The 15,752-nt window shown below is 32.0% G+C and carries 19 protein-coding genes; 5 read left to right on the top strand and 14 right to left on the bottom strand.

What is annotated here, in order from left to right; all coding sequences use genetic code 11:
• Positions 1-125: 125 nt before the first annotated feature.
• Genes HW423_RS10070 through HW423_RS10060 form a run of 3 tightly spaced genes read right to left on the bottom strand, consistent with a single transcriptional unit; the run spans position 126 to position 1,865 of the window.
• Entirely contained in the window at positions 126-815 is a 690-nt protein-coding gene (locus tag HW423_RS10070) for a 5'-methylthioadenosine/adenosylhomocysteine nucleosidase (protein WP_218931781.1), read from the bottom strand.
• 26 nt (positions 816-841) lie between these two features.
• Positions 842-1,282 (bottom strand): hypothetical protein, encoded by a 441-nt coding sequence (locus HW423_RS10065; protein ID WP_218931780.1) that lies wholly within the window; start codon positions 1,280-1,282, stop codon positions 842-844.
• Between the two features lies 1 nt (position 1,283).
• Positions 1,284-1,865, bottom strand: a complete 582-nt coding sequence (locus HW423_RS10060) for an NUDIX hydrolase (protein ID WP_218931779.1) — start codon at positions 1,863-1,865, stop codon at positions 1,284-1,286.
• 255 nt (positions 1,866-2,120) lie between these two features.
• Here HW423_RS10060 and HW423_RS10055 point away from each other — a divergent pair, with 255 nt between their 5' ends.
• Positions 2,121-3,101 carry a 5-bromo-4-chloroindolyl phosphate hydrolysis family protein gene (locus HW423_RS10055; RefSeq protein WP_218931778.1) on the top strand — a complete coding sequence of 327 codons (981 nt, stop codon included), beginning with the start codon at positions 2,121-2,123 and terminating at the stop codon, positions 3,099-3,101.
• Between the two features lie 6 nt (positions 3,102-3,107).
• Positions 3,108-4,388, top strand: a complete 1,281-nt coding sequence (locus HW423_RS10050) for a toxic anion resistance protein (protein ID WP_218931777.1) — start codon at positions 3,108-3,110, stop codon at positions 4,386-4,388.
• 70 nt (positions 4,389-4,458) lie between these two features.
• On the opposite strand, the gene HW423_RS10045 is transcribed toward HW423_RS10050, so the two are convergent.
• The 5 genes from HW423_RS10045 to HW423_RS10025 form a co-directional block, all read right to left on the bottom strand.
• Entirely contained in the window at positions 4,459-5,562 is a 1,104-nt protein-coding gene (locus tag HW423_RS10045) for a hypothetical protein (protein ID WP_218931776.1), read from the bottom strand.
• 12 nt (positions 5,563-5,574) lie between these two features.
• Complete coding sequence (locus HW423_RS10040; protein ID WP_218931775.1) at positions 5,575-6,198, bottom strand: ATP-binding cassette domain-containing protein; 624 nt, start codon at positions 6,196-6,198, stop codon at positions 5,575-5,577.
• A gap of 250 nt (positions 6,199-6,448) precedes the next feature.
• Positions 6,449-6,715 carry a hypothetical protein gene (locus HW423_RS10035; RefSeq protein ID WP_218931774.1) on the bottom strand — a complete coding sequence of 89 codons (267 nt, stop codon included), beginning with the start codon at positions 6,713-6,715 and terminating at the stop codon, positions 6,449-6,451.
• Between the two features lies 1 nt (position 6,716).
• Positions 6,717-7,829: a hypothetical protein gene (locus HW423_RS10030; protein WP_218931773.1), complete on the bottom strand. Its 1,113-nt coding sequence runs from the start codon at positions 7,827-7,829 to the stop codon at positions 6,717-6,719.
• A 657-nt stretch (positions 7,830-8,486) separates the two neighbouring features.
• Positions 8,487-8,768 (bottom strand): hypothetical protein, encoded by a 282-nt coding sequence (locus HW423_RS10025; RefSeq protein ID WP_218931772.1) that lies wholly within the window; start codon positions 8,766-8,768, stop codon positions 8,487-8,489.
• 429 nt (positions 8,769-9,197) lie between these two features.
• Here HW423_RS10025 and HW423_RS10020 point away from each other — a divergent pair, with 429 nt between their 5' ends.
• Positions 9,198-10,082, top strand: a complete 885-nt coding sequence (locus HW423_RS10020) for a helix-turn-helix domain-containing protein (RefSeq protein WP_218931771.1) — start codon at positions 9,198-9,200, stop codon at positions 10,080-10,082.
• Between the two features lie 189 nt (positions 10,083-10,271).
• Here the strand turns inward: HW423_RS10020 and HW423_RS10015 are convergent, their stop codons facing one another.
• The 6 genes from HW423_RS10015 to lepB all read right to left on the bottom strand — a co-directional run bounded on the left by HW423_RS10015 (position 10,272) and on the right by lepB (position 14,825).
• Positions 10,272-10,925, bottom strand: a complete 654-nt coding sequence (locus HW423_RS10015) for a response regulator transcription factor (RefSeq protein ID WP_218931770.1) — start codon at positions 10,923-10,925, stop codon at positions 10,272-10,274.
• Entirely contained in the window at positions 10,922-11,290 is a 369-nt protein-coding gene (locus HW423_RS10010) for a sensor histidine kinase (RefSeq protein ID WP_218931769.1), read from the bottom strand. The genes HW423_RS10015 and HW423_RS10010 overlap by 4 nt, the downstream gene beginning before the upstream one ends.
• 541 nt (positions 11,291-11,831) lie before the next feature.
• Positions 11,832-13,253 (bottom strand): lipopolysaccharide biosynthesis protein, encoded by a 1,422-nt coding sequence (locus HW423_RS10005; RefSeq protein WP_218931768.1) that lies wholly within the window; start codon positions 13,251-13,253, stop codon positions 11,832-11,834.
• A gap of 186 nt (positions 13,254-13,439) precedes the next feature.
• A complete protein-coding gene (locus tag HW423_RS10000; RefSeq protein WP_218931767.1) occupies positions 13,440-13,775 on the bottom strand; it encodes a hypothetical protein in 336 nt (111 codons plus the stop codon).
• Between the two features lie 52 nt (positions 13,776-13,827).
• Positions 13,828-14,097: a hypothetical protein gene (locus HW423_RS09995; protein WP_218931766.1), complete on the bottom strand. Its 270-nt coding sequence runs from the start codon at positions 14,095-14,097 to the stop codon at positions 13,828-13,830.
• A gap of 209 nt (positions 14,098-14,306) precedes the next feature.
• Entirely contained in the window at positions 14,307-14,825 is a 519-nt protein-coding gene (gene lepB, locus HW423_RS09990) for a signal peptidase I (protein ID WP_218931765.1), read from the bottom strand.
• A 411-nt stretch (positions 14,826-15,236) separates the two neighbouring features.
• Here lepB and HW423_RS09985 point away from each other — a divergent pair, with 411 nt between their 5' ends.
• Positions 15,237-15,467: a helix-turn-helix domain-containing protein gene (locus tag HW423_RS09985; RefSeq protein WP_218931764.1), complete on the top strand. Its 231-nt coding sequence runs from the start codon at positions 15,237-15,239 to the stop codon at positions 15,465-15,467.
• Positions 15,468-15,508: 41 nt separating this feature from the next.
• Positions 15,509-15,752 (top strand): Rgg family transcriptional regulator (locus tag HW423_RS09980; RefSeq protein WP_408014891.1); only part of this gene is annotated, 244 nt, incomplete at its 3' end.

Genomic DNA, 15,752 nt, shown 5'->3' with positions numbered 1-15,752 from the left:
ATGAATTTATAATAAGATATATAAATAAATAAGTCAACATTTTTAATTCAATTTTAATAAAAGGTTTTTTAACCATAAAAAAACACCCCCTAATTTCTTAGGAGGCATCGTCCTTAAATTGTAAATTATAAGGCTGCAACAGTTGCCATCACCATTGTGGCAGATACTTTACCTGCAGTAACAATGAATTCATCGAATGTAACTGAAGCTTCATCATTAGCTGAATCTGAAATCGCACGAATAATAACAAATGGGACTCCCATAACATATGCTGCTTGAGCAATCGCAGTTGATTCCATTTCAGCCGCTCGAGCTAACGGGAAATTATTTAATATTTCTGACTTTTGTTCTTGTGTTGAAATAAATTGATCTCCCGAAACAATTTGTCCGATATAAGGTTCTAAGCCAATCTCACGACATGCATTTTGAGCTATTCTTACCATTTCAGTATCGGGATAATATTGCGCTGGCATTCCAGCCATTTGTCCAAGCTCATAATTAAAGCCGGTCACATCGACATCATGATAAGTTAATGAATGGGCGATTACAATATCTCCAACTTCTAAAGCAGAGTCCAGTGCTCCAGCTGATCCTGTATTAATAATATGTGTCACACTGAATAATTGTTTTAATAATGTCACTGTGATTGTTACGTTTACTTTCCCAATCCCTGATAATACGAGAACAACTTCTTTGCCTTCCATATTACCTCTAATAAATTCTACACCGAATTGCTCAGTGTGTTCTTGATTTTTAATCGTTTTTTTTAACTCGCGAATCTCTTCTTCCATCGCTCCAATTAGCCCAATAATCATAATTATTCCTCTTTCTTTTATGTATTTTATAGTAAGAATGCAATGACTAACACGATAATTAATAATACGCCAACAATGATAATCCCATTGTTTAAGAAGCGATCGATTCGAGCATTATACTTCGCACGTCTTGGCATTGCATTGTTTTGACTCATTCTTGATGCTTCTTGCTCGTCATTATCTTCTGTATATTCTTCTGGTATTTCACTTTCATAATTTGTTTCATATGGAATTTCTTGTTCATCATTTGCATATCTTTGACTTCTTGTTTCATATTCAGGATTGAAGTCATCTTGTTGCTCTTGATAATAGGAGTAATCCTCTTCACTTGGCCACTGATTCTCCTCATATGTTTCATCTGGATTAATCTGATATTCACGTGTTTCATCAAATTCTAGCTCTTCTTCTTGATTATTATCATAATCTAAATAATCTTCATAGTCACTATTTCGTTTTCTATTAAACATTTTATTCACCCTTTTGATATAGCCAGTAATTTAAAGCAAGTGAAGTCTTCATATCCCTCACTTCGTCATTTTCTAACATAGTCTTCACTTCTTGACGAGTATATTCAACTAATTCAATCTGTTCGTCCTCATCTTGAGCAAGTGGATTTTCGACTTTAATTAAGCCTTCCGCAACAAATACGGTTACCTTTTCATTAATAAAACCTGGAGACACATAAAAACTACCTAATTCCGTCCAATCGTTCGCCTGATAGCCAGTCTCTTCTTCAAGTTCACGCTTAGCTGCTAGGAGTGCATCTTCTTCTCTACCCTCAATGTAATCTCTTAAACCCGCAGGTATTTCAATAATGTGATCGACTACTGCAGGTCGATATTGCTTCACAAGTATTGCAGTATCGCGCGGTGTGATCGCTAAAATACCGACTGCTGATTGATGATTAATTAATTCACGGTAAGCAAGTCGCCCGTTCTCTAATTCGATTTGATTTCGATACAATTGTAAGATTGCCCCATCATAGATTAATTCACTTTCTCTTAAAGCTCCATCTTGTAAGAATGGGATATGTTCTGGATTCGAATACATCATCTACCTCCTAATAAATATAAGACAAATTGTAGCGCCTCTTCCTCTATAATACAAGTAAAGACTTCAATCCACCTTTCAATCTTCTGTAAATGTAAGTATAGACAAGTTCTGTGTGTAATGCATGACTTTTTGGTTAAATTTATATGCCCAATTTTTAAATATGGGTCTCTAGTCCGATAAATGATTCAATGCTCTATGATAAACTTAAATTATGATGAACATTAAAAAAAAAAATTAAATGGAGGATTAATTATGAAACGACCACATACAAATAAATCAAGTCGTAAGCGCAGAAATGTTCCCATGATTATTGTAATTTTACTATTCCTTGGGATACTGCTATCCGGCTCAACATATTTACCCTACTCACTTATTTACCTAACCATCGTCATCGTTATGACCCTTGGTTCAATTTCAACATTATCACGTCTATATAACCATCAAACTAATGACAATCCCCATGTTTTACAAACCATTGTCTATTTATTTTCGCTTTTAAGTCTTGCGGGGGCAGGTCTTAATGCGATTTTTGAAGTGGATTATCATATGATAAATAATATAATATTACTCTTTATCTTATGTCTAACCACCCTTTTTGGGTTTGGAGTTATGACTTTTATCATTGATAAGATATTTGTGAATCAGCCAAAATCTTTTACCAAAAACCCTTTTTATAGATCCAAAGCAACAGATAAAATTCAACATTATCGTGAAGCTGGTTTAAGTGATGAAGAGATTTCATACTTTAGAGAACAATTAGCCCAAGCGCGTGAACATATTATCTCGATTGAAAAACAAATGAGCGCCACTGCTAAATTACGTGCCATTGATGTTAGACACAATACGATTGAAATAAGTAAGCAATTCTTTCAAGACATTGTCAAAGAACCTAAACGCTTCAGTGAAGCCGGAGATGTTATATACCGTATTTTCCCTTCCTTAGATGATTTAACTAAGAAATACAATGAAGTAAGCAAACACATTGCTAAGAACAAACAAACGTATCTGATTCTAGAAAAAAGTGCTCAAACAATTGAAGAATTAGCTGAACGCTTAACTGAAGATTATATTAGCTTCCACAAAGCGACTTATCAAGATTTAGATGACGAGATTAATTTAGCTAACCGTACTTTAAATCGCCAGCAAACAAATGAACCGTCTAAATCAGTTGATGATATATTAGAAGATTGGAATAATATGGACAAAGATGATGACATCGAGACGAAGGAGTAGAAAAATATGACTGAAGAAAAAGACTTATTCGACGAACTATTAGAACAAGAACACGGTTCTATTAATGAACCTGTTCAACCAACGCAACAAGAATCATCTGAATTTGATGAATTACTAGCCAATCCCTTCGATGAAACTATCGAGCAAACGCTTGAAAAAGACCTAGCTGATCAAGAAATGATTGCTAAACGTCAAGTAACCAATGAAAAGTTAATCGAACGTTTACCAGAACATCGTCAAAAACAAGCGCAAGACTTAGCTAAACAAATTGATGAAACGAATATGGGTGCCATCATCGCTTATGGATCAAATGCACAGAAAAAATTAAGTGAATTCTCCCGCTCAATCCTTCAACAAGTCCAATTAAAAGATACGGGAGAAGTCGGTGATGTTCTTACAGAGTTAATGACTAAACTACAAGAATCTGACCCACGTCAACTAACAGCTGAACCAAACATCTTCCAACGTGTTTTCAAACGTGTAAAGAGTTCAATTACTGAAACTCAAATGCGTTACCAACAAATTGGGAGCCAAATTGACCGAGTGGCTATTCGCTTAGAACGCGAAAAAACGGAATTGTTAAATGACAATCAGATGTTAGAACAATTCTATAATAAAAATAAAGATTACTTTGACGCTTTAAATGTCTACATTGCTGCCGGAGAAGTTAAGATGGAACAACTTCAAAACGAAGTCATCCCAGCAGCCATCGAAAAAGCACGTCAGACTCAAGATCAAATGGAAGTTCAAAAAGTGAACGACTTAAATCAATTCTTAGACCGCTTGGACAAGCGAACACATGATCTACGCTTAACACGTCAAATGACTATTCAACAAGCACCACAAATTCGAATGATTCAAAACACGAACCAAGTTCTGGCAGAAAAGATTCAAGTATCCGTCCATACGGCTATCCCATTATGGGAGAACCAAATTACAATTGCCCTAGCCTTACTTAGACAACAAAACGCGGCCACATCACAACGCCAAGTGTCTGAGACAACGAACAACTTGTTACTTAAGAATTCTGAAATGTTGAAACAAAGTACAGTTGATATTGCTCGCGAAGCAGAACGAGGAGTGATTGATATCGATACATTACGTAAAACTCAAGCCAACCTTGTTGGAGCCTTAGAAGAAACCTTAGAAATCCAAAAAACAGGTCGCCAACAACGTCGTCTAGCTGAACAAGAATTAACAGCTATGGAGAATGAATTACATGACAAACTCCTAGCTATCTCAGACGAACAAAAGAGACAACGACAAGATAACCAAACTGAATATTAATAAATAAAATACATCAATTCATAGAGATTTGCTCTCTTATGGATCGATGTATTTTTTATACTAGTTAGCATTACATATCTTTTTGTTTCTTCAAATCTTTTATAAGAATCATCGCAGCTAAGACAACAATCCACCCCACAACCACTATAATACCAGTGGTGAAATTCAAGTTTAAATTCCCCAGCAAGAATGCTGATTCGTAACTAATGATGGACTTCGCATCCAAATACAAGAAAGGAAATAAATGACTTATACCATATAATGGCGGAACTAAAGGTATCACTAATACTTGAGAAAAGACAAGCAATAACATTACAAAGAATAAATAAAGACGATTACGGATATAATCAGAAAGCAACAAAACGAGTAAGACTAGTAGTACTAACAATAAGAAATGTAGGATGATACTTCCTTGTAAAATGGTCAACGTATCATAAACATGCATTGATATACCATCTTTAGCATAAGCTACGAATGGATAGTCTAAAGACCCTACCCCGGAGATTAACGAGGAAAGACCAAAGCTTATTAACATATAAAGTAAGTAACTGATTACAGAGTAAAATAAAGCAGTGGTGAATTTACTCATTCTTAATTCTGTTAACTTAAGTGGATAAGTTAGATCAATATTGAGATTACGTTTATAAGAATCAGTAAACAAACTTGCCATTATTAGTATTAAAGAAGGGATTAATAAGTAAGGAATCAAAGAATTGGCTGTCGAATATGTCATAAATTGAAAGCCTTTTGTTGGAGAATGAACTGAGTCATATTGCAGGTTATGCTCTGCAAGTACTTCAAGCTCAGCAATTGATTCATCCCATTGTCTTAATTCGCTATCATTATTCGTTGTTCTCACTGTAATATCTCTTACTCTGTGTAATTTTTCAATTCGCGTCTTGTAGGCTTCAGAATATTGACCCGATTCATAATAAGCTAAAAACAGTTCATTATTTTCAATCTGTTGTTCAATAGATGCGATTTGTTCTTGATTCGTCGTCGTAGCTAGTTGCTCGTTCATAGCCCCAAGCTCTGATTCAACAAAGAGAGCTAGCGTATTGGATAAGGTATTAAAATATAACAACACACCCATAACTACCCCTAGAACCACTAATAAGATCAAGTTGAACTTATTCCGATAAATCTTTTTACTATAAAAATCTAATAATATCATAGCTTACCCTCCTCACTGATCTACGAGATTCAATTGATGGTTTTCAATCTCATACACTGCATCACACAATTCAAAAATAGTATCATGATAGTGTGAGGTAAATACAATGAGTTTGCCTGATACTTTTTCTTTTTCTAGCCATTGTTTGAATAAAATAACAGCATCTTTATCTAAGCCATTAGTCGGTTCATCCATAATCAGATATCTTGACGTAGAAAGTGCATATAAACTTAGCAGTAGTTTTTGGCGCATCCCTAAAGAATATTTGCCAATCTTGCGATTAACATAATCTTCCATACCCCAATAAGATACCACTTCTTTCAACTCTACTTCAGACTTCCATAATTTTGAATATAGCTTAAGGTAGTCCATTGCTGTTAAGTTATAGTCAAACCACTCAGAATGTTCAAAATACATTACCTTTTGAAATCCACTCTGAGCCTGCGTTACGTTTGAACCACCTACCTCAATCTTCCCTTCATACTTGATTAGCCTTGCAATAGCACGAAGAACTGAGCTCTTGCCGGAACCATTAGCTCCAACAAGACCATAAATCTTCCCTTCTTGGAATGTAACACTAACATTCGTTAGAATGGGCTCTTCAAATTGAATGGATACATCCGATAACTGAATCATTGATGATACCTCCCCTGATAATACTGACAAGAAACAATTTTTATGAACGTTCTTAAATTTAGTAATTCCTATTCTCCATTGTCTACTAATACAATTATATAGTAATAGTATTAAATATCATCTTGAATGTACCAAATCACTCTAAAATGCAACAAAACATTTTGTGATCAACTAAAGAATAGTTGTCACAATCTATTAAGTTTGTAAATATTCTTTATAGTACTAATCATTGAATAGTTATATGAAATTTTTAGTTATATCTTGAATAAAAGTAATTTCTTTTGTGAGTGATATAAGTTAAATTCTCACTAATAAAATTGTCAGCAATTTCAGTGATGTATGCTGAGGCAGGCACAAAAATCCATGTATACCCATAATTTCTAGTATTACCAGTGAACTTATTATATTCATAATAGTAAGAACTTATAACCTCTTTCGTAACTTGTGCACTAGCTGAAGTAGCTCCTACACTTGTAATTGTAACTAATACAAATAATAAACATAGTAATTTTTTCATTTTAATTCTCCATCCTTTTCTGATTTTTAAAATTGTTCGTAAAAATTATCGAAGATAATAAAACAATATAACCTGTAATCACTAATATACCTGTTTTAAAATTCAAATTTAAATTACCTAGTAAGAAAGCTGATTCATAACTAATGATGGACTTCGCATTTAAATAGTAGAAAGGAAATAAATGACTTATTCCATATAAAGGCGGAATTAAAGGTACAACTAAAACTTGAGAATAGACAATCAGTAAAATTACAAAAAATAAATAGAGACGATTACGGATATAATCTGAAAGCAACAAAACAAGTAATACCAATAGTACTAACAATAAGAAATGTATGGCAATACTTCCTAGCATAATAGTCAATGTATCGTAAACATGCATTGATATGCCATCTTCACCATAAGCTACTAATGGGTAATTAAAAGACCCTATTCCAGAAATTAATGAAGACAACCCAAAACTGACTAACATATAGATTAAGTAACTGATGATTGAATAGAATAAGGCAGTGACAAATTTACTCATTCTTAATTCTGTTAACTTAAGTGGATACGTCAGATCAATATTAAGATTACGCTTATAAGAGTCAGTAAACAAACTAGTCATTATTAATATTAAAGATGGAATTAACAAATACGGCACCAGAGAATTAACTGTTGAATAGGCCATAAAGTTAAATCCTTTGGTTGGGGTAAAGACAGAATCATACTCTAGGTTATGTTCAGCCAGTGCTTCTAACTCCGCTATTATCTCATCTAAAACCCTTAAATCGCTTTCAATATTAGTAGTGTTAGCACTAATTTCTCTAATCTTGACTAATTTTTCAATTCGCGTCGCATAGGCTTTTGAATACTCTCCTGATTCATAATATGAAAAAAACCGCTCATTATTTTCTATCTGTTCTGTAAAAGCTGCATTTTGTTCTGCGTTATTAGCTATATTGCTTTGCATCGCTTTTAAATCATTTTGCTCCATCTTAACAGTAGAAATCAGTGAGTTGGAATTGTTATTAAAATAAAGTGAAAGTCCCATAATTACAGCTAAAATCACCAATAGAATCAAATTAAATTTATTACGGTAAATTTTTTTACTATAAAACTCTAACAATATCATGGATTATCCTCCTCACTGCTCTACAGGCTTCAATTGATAGTTTTCAATCTCCTACACCGCATCACACAATTCAAAAATAGTATCATGATAGTGCGAAGTAAATAAGATTTGTTTTCCTGATATTTTTTTCCAGCCACCGTTTGAACAAGACAACTGTATCCTAGTTTAAGTCGTTAATCAGTTCATCCATAATTAGATATCTTGCCGAGGAAAGTGCACATAAACTTGGCAGTAGTTTTTTCCGCATTTCTAAAGAGTATTTGTCAATCTTTCGATTGACATAGTCTTTCATGCCCCAATAATTAATCTCTCCATCCAAGTCAAGCTCAGACTTCCATAATTTTGAATATAGCTTATGGTAGTCCATTGCTGTTAAGTTATAGTCAAACCACTCGGAATATTCTAAATACATTACCTTTTGAATAGAACTTTGAGCCTGCGTTACGTTTAGACCACTCACTTCAATCTATCCTTCATACTCAATTAGCTTAACTATAGCATTAAGGACTGAGCTCATTCTTGAACCATTGGCTCCACCAAGACCATAAAAATTGCCCTCTTGGAACGTAACACTAACATTTATTAGAATGGACTTTTAAATTTAATGGGTATGTCTAATAACTCAATCACTGATGACACCTACTTAAACTACATAAATCACCAATTATAATTATTAATTTTCTCAAACCTAATGTAATTCCATCCCTCTTCTACAATACGAGTTATCGTTGAAGATATATATGCATTATCTGGAACATCGCGATATAAATAATTATGATAATTTGTAAGATTTCCAGTAATTTTGTTTTCATCATATCTATATGATATGAGAACTAATTTAGCAGATACCGTTGTAGTGAATGTCCCAAGCTGAATTAATGTTATCGCAAGAATTAATAATCTAAATATTTTATAATTGTTACTTCTTAATTTATTCATCTTTTTCCTCCTAATGTACATTCAGTTACTTATTTTATCGATTACTAATAATTATCTGAACTTTTTAATGACAATTGGCATAGTTCTAATTAAATATTTTGAATAGTATATTGAATTCTAAGTTACATTGAACTAAGAAAAAGTAGAACCAACATCAACCTTCTCCTTGTAATATATTATTAAAGATCTTTTTAAGTCATAAATGTTTAATAATATACGGGACATAATCATCATCATCATCCATTGGAAATGATATTACTTTTGAATAACTAGTGATATTGAGAGTGACTAATAAAAAACAGACGGCAGTAAAAAACTTAAGCTTGATTATATTATCCCTCCTTGACATTTTATAAATTCATCTTATCATAAGTATTATTAACATATTCTAATATTTGACTATAGTTCAAACGCAAAGGAGTATATATCATGCAGCATATTGGTCCACTCTTTAAACGAATTCGAAAATCGAAAGGCTTAACTCTTGAAGAAGTTAGTAAGGATATTGTATCTGTCTCTTTTCTTTCTAAATTTGAAAATGAAAAAAATGATATTTCTGCCTCCAACTTATTAGCTTTACTTCAACGATTAAAAGTTGATCCCAAAGAGTTCTACCGTTTAGTGTCTAATTATAATTCTACACCGATTCAAGAATTTATTGCGAGTTTAACACCCGCTTTTCGTAATGATGATGTACGCCTACTTAATCAAAAATTAACTGAGCTTGATGAGAATAAAAATAAATATGATTCCTTATTCTATACTCACTACAAAATCCTTATAACTCACTTTATCGATCACTTAACTGATCTACCCATCAATCAAACAAATACAAACACAATCATCAATTATTTGATGGCCAATGATTACTGGGGGAGCTATGAAGTATATCTCTACACTAACTTTATTAAGTTTATCCCCTTAGATATTAATAGGCTTCTCTTAAAGAAAGCTAAGACATCTGCAGCCAATTATGTTGATGAAGGAAATTATAAGCACTCTGTTGTTATCATCCAAACTAACTTCATCAATAAATTAATTAAGGAACGAGAAACATTTCTAGCAATTGATATGATTAACGAACTGCTTGATGATTTAAACAATACACCTTATTTCTATGAGATCAATAAATTACAATACCTAAAAGGCAAAGCAATGATTGCGCAAGGCAAGATTACTGAAGGCAAAAAATACACAGACCGCGCTATTGATATCATCTACCAGTTTAATAATGACACATTAGGTCGGGCTTATGAAAAAACAATCAATAATTTGATAAATTCTGTTGAACTTGAACTAAAGGAAAATTCCTAAAAGAAGAAACTACTAACTGCTTATTAATATCTAATACAACATTTTTGTATCCTACATTTTTTAGTAAGCATCAATTTCAACAAATCCGATTGCATCCTCTCTTTGCATCAAAAAAATCTAGGTTACTCAACCTGAATACCTAGGTTCCTAGCTCATCAAACAAAAAAAGAAGCAATCACTTGGCTCCTCCTACTCCCCCATATTCTTAAAATAATAAATCGCTAGTTGTGTGCGGTCTCTTAATTCTAACTTCTCTAATAGGTTCGATAAGTAGTTTCTGATTGTTCCTTCTGAGAAATGCATTTGCTCAGCGATTTCTTTATTATTTAATCCTTGGGCTACCCAATGTATTAACTCCACTTCTTGTTCACTGAGGGATTGATGTTCTGTCTGGCTTTGCCCTTTTTCTTTTTGATCTGAGGATAGAAATGATGGAATCTTCGCGACAATCTCATCTCCGTATACTCTATGTCCGTTAGATACAGGTTCAATTGCTGGTATTAAGCTATCGAAGTCTGTTTTCATTAAGTAACCCTTAGCCCCAATCTTTAATGCTTCAATAATATACTCATCTTCCAAGAATGTAGTTAAGTAAATAATCTTAGCATTTGGGTACTCTTTAATTAGGGTTCGCCCTGCATCAATGCCATTCATAATCGGCATGCGAATATCTAATAAGACTATATCAGGATTGTGTAGTGGATATAATGTTAGTGCATCTTCCCCAGTCTTACCAGTTGCTACTACTTTATAAGGATTGTCATTGTTTTGAGTGACCATCTCGATAATGGTCTTAATACCATTTGTTACCATCGCATCATCATCGATAACTATAATCTTCATTCTTCCATTTCCTCCATAGGTATTGTAATGAATATTCTAAAGCCTTTCTCATTGCTTATAAATAGCGTCCCATTTAACATTTTCACACGTTCTTCCATATTCAAAAGTCCGATCCCCTCTGATTTTAATGGGCTATCTTTATGACTGGAATTCTTCCCATTATCTAAGATAAGTAAAGTCCATTTATCAACTAGTTCAATAAAGCAAATGGTTACAGCGGTCGCATCAGAATGTTTATTAATATTCGTAAAGGCCTCTGTCACGATCGTAACAATCGAATGTGTTAGTTGATTAGTCAGAGCTTTAGTATTACGGTAAGTAAAGTCAACCGGTGCTGTGGTGAAAGATTGGATGATTTGCTGCAATTCTTGTTCTAAGTTAATCGCAGACTCTCTTTCAGTATGAATGACAGACTTGACATTTTATAATTGCTCTTTACACTAATAAGATATCAGTTATCCAGGTATTCAAAATAGGTAAAAACGTCCTATTAAAAGTGCAGCGGTCAATAATATCAAACCAATCCATGTCATTCGATTCATGATGTCCTCCATTCTATTTTACTAAAATCATTACCTATATTAGCATTGATATAAACGTTTATTACAGGAGATATCTAATCGATCGATGTGGTTATGATATCCACTGCTGCTAGAAAGCATGCCACTCATCTACAGTGCCCTTCTTCCTCAATTAGATACGGTAGGAAATAATAAGCCTCTCTTATTAGCGATGACCACCCTCCCACTAATCAATAGAGCCATTCCATTGTTAAAACGCTTTAACATCATATTATAAATAATATAGTTTATCCAATTTTTTCACGAATAACTTCTCGCAACTGATGGGTTACTTATTACCTACAATTCTAACTCAATTTCCTATCATCAACCATTAAACAAATACTCATTTTTGTTTAAGCACTTTGATAAAATATTTCAACAAATTTTTATTTATTTGCGTTGAGGCAAGTAAGTATACAATGATGCCTAATGAAATTTCTAAGATTAACTTATAGTACATACTGATCGTTAAAAAATTTATTGGGTAAACGATGATTAACATCACAATAGCTGAAGTTAATGAGGGTAATGTTACCATAAACTGCTCAGAGAGTGTAAAATTAATCAATTTCCTATTGGGATACGCATTGATAAACAATTCAATAATTCTCTCTATCAAAGTTCCTAAAGCGATATAATAAGGCCCATATGGGAGAGTAATAATAATCAGTAATAAACCAACGACCCTTTTAGTAAATTCCATTTTTACAATTAAATCGCTTTTACCAAGTGCCTTAATTGACTGTAAATTTAATGAAAGTAAGGGCCATAAAGAATACGTTATCGCAAATACCCTTAAATACGGTACCGCCTCCAGCCATTCGTCCGTTAATATAACAATGATTAACGGCTCAGAGACTATAAATAAACCAATACCTATGGGATAAATAATAAAAGCTGAGACTTCCATCGTCTTTTTTATTATATGCTTCATTTTGCTGTGTTCATCTTGTAATGAAGATAGCGTTGGAAAAATAATACTTTGTAAAACTTTATCAAAGTTTGTGACGACTGATTTTGGTATTAGCTCACCTCTTTGATAAAAACCTAAATCTTCGGTACTATATACTTTTCCAATTAATAATTTTCTCAAATCCAAATAAAGACTGTAGATTAAGTTACCTGCCAATATACCAATCCCAAATTTAAACATACTCCTAAGGCGATTCAGTGAGAATTTAAGATTCACTTTAAATTTAATGATACGATTTAATAATATCGGGTTTAAATAACTACTTATAATTTGCTGTATCACTAAAACCCATATACCAAAACCATTTAGTGCTAATACAACAGCAACACCACCAGAAATAAACAAGGACATCGAGCTTGATAAGAAAAGTGGTTTGAAATTCTGATTTCTAGATATATAAGCAATTTGGATTGAATTGTAACCTAGTGGAAACAATACAACGCCTAAAATTCGAATGATTGTACTGAGTTCATTATCATTGTAAAAGTTTCCTATAATGGGAGCCAATACATATAATAATAGATAAAAAAATATCGACACCAATACACTGAATACTAGAACTGTTGAATAATCTAATGCATCCACTTTCTTCTTCTGGATTAGTGCAGTATTGAATCCACCTTCTATGAAAACTAAAAAAATATTAGTGAATACTAATATTATAGCCATTCTTCCTAGAATTTCAGGACCAAGTAATCTAGCTAAAATGAGTTGCATGAATACTTGTACAGCCTGAGCTCCACCTCTCTCTAGTAATTTCCATACAAATGAATTTAAAATTTTTCTATTCAATATTATCTTCCTTTATACATTATTAAATCAACGCTTCGCAATTTATAATAGTATGTTTTTTTCTAAATCAATTTTTCATAAACCCTTTATGTTCTTAATCTTAACATACAAAAAGATTAGAACTTGGTAAAATTCAAATTCTAATCTAAAACTGATTAATAATGAAAAAAAATCGATTACGCTTAATTATTCTGATTCAGGTATAACACTATATCCTACTGACGGTCCACCACCTTTTGGATAAACCCATCCAGAATATTTATAAGCATTGTAAAAAAAGTCATTGCTCACTCTATCATTAAAATATAATGTTCCATATAGCCCATTTTTATCGTAAATAATGCTTGAAGGCGGAAACCAAAAGGTTTCATATACATTTACGTAAATACCTTGACTATTCGGAACGGAATTATTTACTTCACTTGAGGATTCAACTTCTTGAGCACTTACAGTTTCAACCTCATGCACTGGCATGCCTACCAGAAAACCTATAATCCCCAATACTAATACTATTTTTTTCATGTTCTAGTCTCCTATCTCATTTTTATTTAATTACAAATTTATAGTTATATATTCAAACTGAAAAATAAATATCTTGAAATATAAGCTGATTTTGAAAGTAATAGAAGTATCTAAGCTCCTTCAGCCACTCAAGAATAATATCTGCGTAAGGATCCATTTTCTTGGTTCGATTTTGTAATATATATGTCCCTTCAGTCATTTCCTCAAAGTCTTTTTCTAGATATTTTCTCACCGTATCTTGATTTACGCCAACCTTTCGTTCAATTTGACTTTTGTTGAATCCCAATCGATGCAATCGATGGATTTCGTGATAAATACTCATCTTTTTTTCGTTCACCTTTCATCACCCAATTCAATTGATACTGTAAAAGTATAACTGAATTATTTTTTTATGAAATAAAGTGCCGAAACTTATCTAGCAAATATTGTTGAATCTAATTTAGCATTAACATTTGTGCTCCTCTTGAATATTTTTGTGAATCTCTAGTATACTTTTCTATGTAAGTTTAAAGTATTACATGGTTTATTTAGTCATTTTATTAAATTTACTTTATTTAATGGCCAATAAATAAGTAATGCTTCTGATAAAATATTTTTCTTAGGTATAGTCCCCATATCTCTACTATCTTTTGAATTTCGACGATTATCACCTAGAACAAAATATTCATCATCAGGTACTTTTTCAATAATAAGATCTTCTGTAAACTGCTTCCATTCTTCTTTTTTAGTTTCTAAATATGGCTCTGTTACCAACTCATTGTTTATATAAAGTTCATCATTTTTGTATTCAATACGATCACCTGGTAATCCAATAATTCTTTTAATATAGTACTTATCTAATTCTGGAACATCCATAATGACTATATCAAATCGATCGATTTCAAAATAATTTGTTCCAATTACCTTCTCTCCATGTTCTAATGTATAATCCATTGAAGCTCCTTCGATACTATAGAACGGAAATATAAGACTTCTAATAATTATGAATATAATGAAAATAATTATTAATATCTTATTTTCTAATATCGTATCTTTTATATAATCGAACATCAGAATTCTCCTTTTAAAATATAAAATTTTTAAGTATAATTGTTAATGTGTACTTTTGAATTTTCCTTCTATTGCAAAATTCAAATATCATCATTGAGTCGCATAACAATGATAACTAAATAACAATAAACCTGTAACAGTTATACTAATGTGGAATCAATAAAACTTTATTCCTCAATATTACTCATTCTGGGAGCACTATTACTTCGTCATCATCAGTAGGTATAAATTGGCCATTTTGAAACCCATCAACAGAAATTAAACACACTAAAATCAGACAAATAAGCTTTAACGCCTTACTTTTAATACTTACGCCTCCTTGAGTTTTAATAACTCTATAGTATCATGCAACCATTTTATGATTTTAATAATTTAATTTTACTTTAATTTATTTGGGAAGGATAAATTCATATGCAATCATTAGGACCAATTTTCAGAAATTTACGATTAGAAAAACAATTAACTTTAAAAGATACTGCCAAAGGTATTGTTTCACAACCATTTCTTTCAAATTTTGAAACTGGTAAATCTGGCATTTCAGCTGATAAATTATTTGCTTTACTTCAAAGGTTAAAGGTAAGCCCTGAAGAGTTTTATAGATTAGCTTCATTTTACAATTCTGTTTCAATATATGAGTTTTAAATAGCTTAGCCCCTGGATTAGTAAATGAAGATATTTACTTTTTGAATAAAAAATTAGAAGAATTAAACGAAAAAAAAGAGAATTTCGACAGCATATTTTATACTCATTTTAGAATATTTATTGAACAATCTATAAATTTATATAGTAATACACCATTGAACACATCTGAAATCAATATTATTAGCCAATATCTCCTATATAATGACAATTGGGGTAATTATGAAATACATCTTTATGCTAATTTCATTAAATTCATACCTTTAAAAATAAATAAAATTTTAATAA

The organism is Ruoffia halotolerans (assembly GCF_014049385.1).
GTDB lineage: Bacteria > Bacillota > Bacilli > Lactobacillales > Aerococcaceae > Ruoffia > Ruoffia halotolerans.
The sequence above is the reverse complement of the archived record's forward strand: the minus strand, read 5'-3'. Positions and strand labels throughout refer to the sequence as shown.

Coding starts and splice junctions, on each gene's coding strand:
- HW423_RS10055 (WP_218931778.1), top strand. CDS start 2,121: ATGAAACGACCACATACAAATAAATCAAGTCGTAAGCGCAGAAATGTT.
- HW423_RS10025 (WP_218931772.1), bottom strand. CDS start 8,768: ATGAATAAATTAAGAAGTAACAATTATAAAATATTTAGATTATTAATT.
- lepB (WP_218931765.1), bottom strand. CDS start 14,825: ATGTTCGATTATATAAAAGATACGATATTAGAAAATAAGATATTAATA.
- HW423_RS10050 (WP_218931777.1), top strand. CDS start 3,108: ATGACTGAAGAAAAAGACTTATTCGACGAACTATTAGAACAAGAACAC.
- HW423_RS10015 (WP_218931770.1), bottom strand. CDS start 10,925: ATGAAGATTATAGTTATCGATGATGATGCGATGGTAACAAATGGTATT.
- HW423_RS10045 (WP_218931776.1), bottom strand. CDS start 5,562: ATGATATTATTAGATTTTTATAGTAAAAAGATTTATCGGAATAAGTTC.
- HW423_RS09995 (WP_218931766.1), bottom strand. CDS start 14,097: ATGAGTATTTATCACGAAATCCATCGATTGCATCGATTGGGATTCAAC.
- HW423_RS09985 (WP_218931764.1), top strand. CDS start 15,237: ATGCAATCATTAGGACCAATTTTCAGAAATTTACGATTAGAAAAACAA.
- HW423_RS10060 (WP_218931779.1), bottom strand. CDS start 1,865: ATGTATTCGAATCCAGAACATATCCCATTCTTACAAGATGGAGCTTTA.
- HW423_RS10020 (WP_218931771.1), top strand. CDS start 9,198: ATGCAGCATATTGGTCCACTCTTTAAACGAATTCGAAAATCGAAAGGC.
- HW423_RS10035 (WP_218931774.1), bottom strand. CDS start 6,715: ATGAAAAAATTACTATGTTTATTATTTGTATTAGTTACAATTACAAGT.
- HW423_RS10040 (WP_218931775.1), bottom strand. CDS start 6,198: ATGATTCAGTTATCGGATGTATCCATTCAATTTGAAGAGCCCATTCTA.
- HW423_RS10030 (WP_218931773.1), bottom strand. CDS start 7,829: ATGATATTGTTAGAGTTTTATAGTAAAAAAATTTACCGTAATAAATTT.
- HW423_RS10065 (WP_218931780.1), bottom strand. CDS start 1,282: ATGTTTAATAGAAAACGAAATAGTGACTATGAAGATTATTTAGATTAT.
- HW423_RS10070 (WP_218931781.1), bottom strand. CDS start 815: ATGATTATTGGGCTAATTGGAGCGATGGAAGAAGAGATTCGCGAGTTA.
- HW423_RS10000 (WP_218931767.1), bottom strand. CDS start 13,775: ATGAAAAAAATAGTATTAGTATTGGGGATTATAGGTTTTCTGGTAGGC.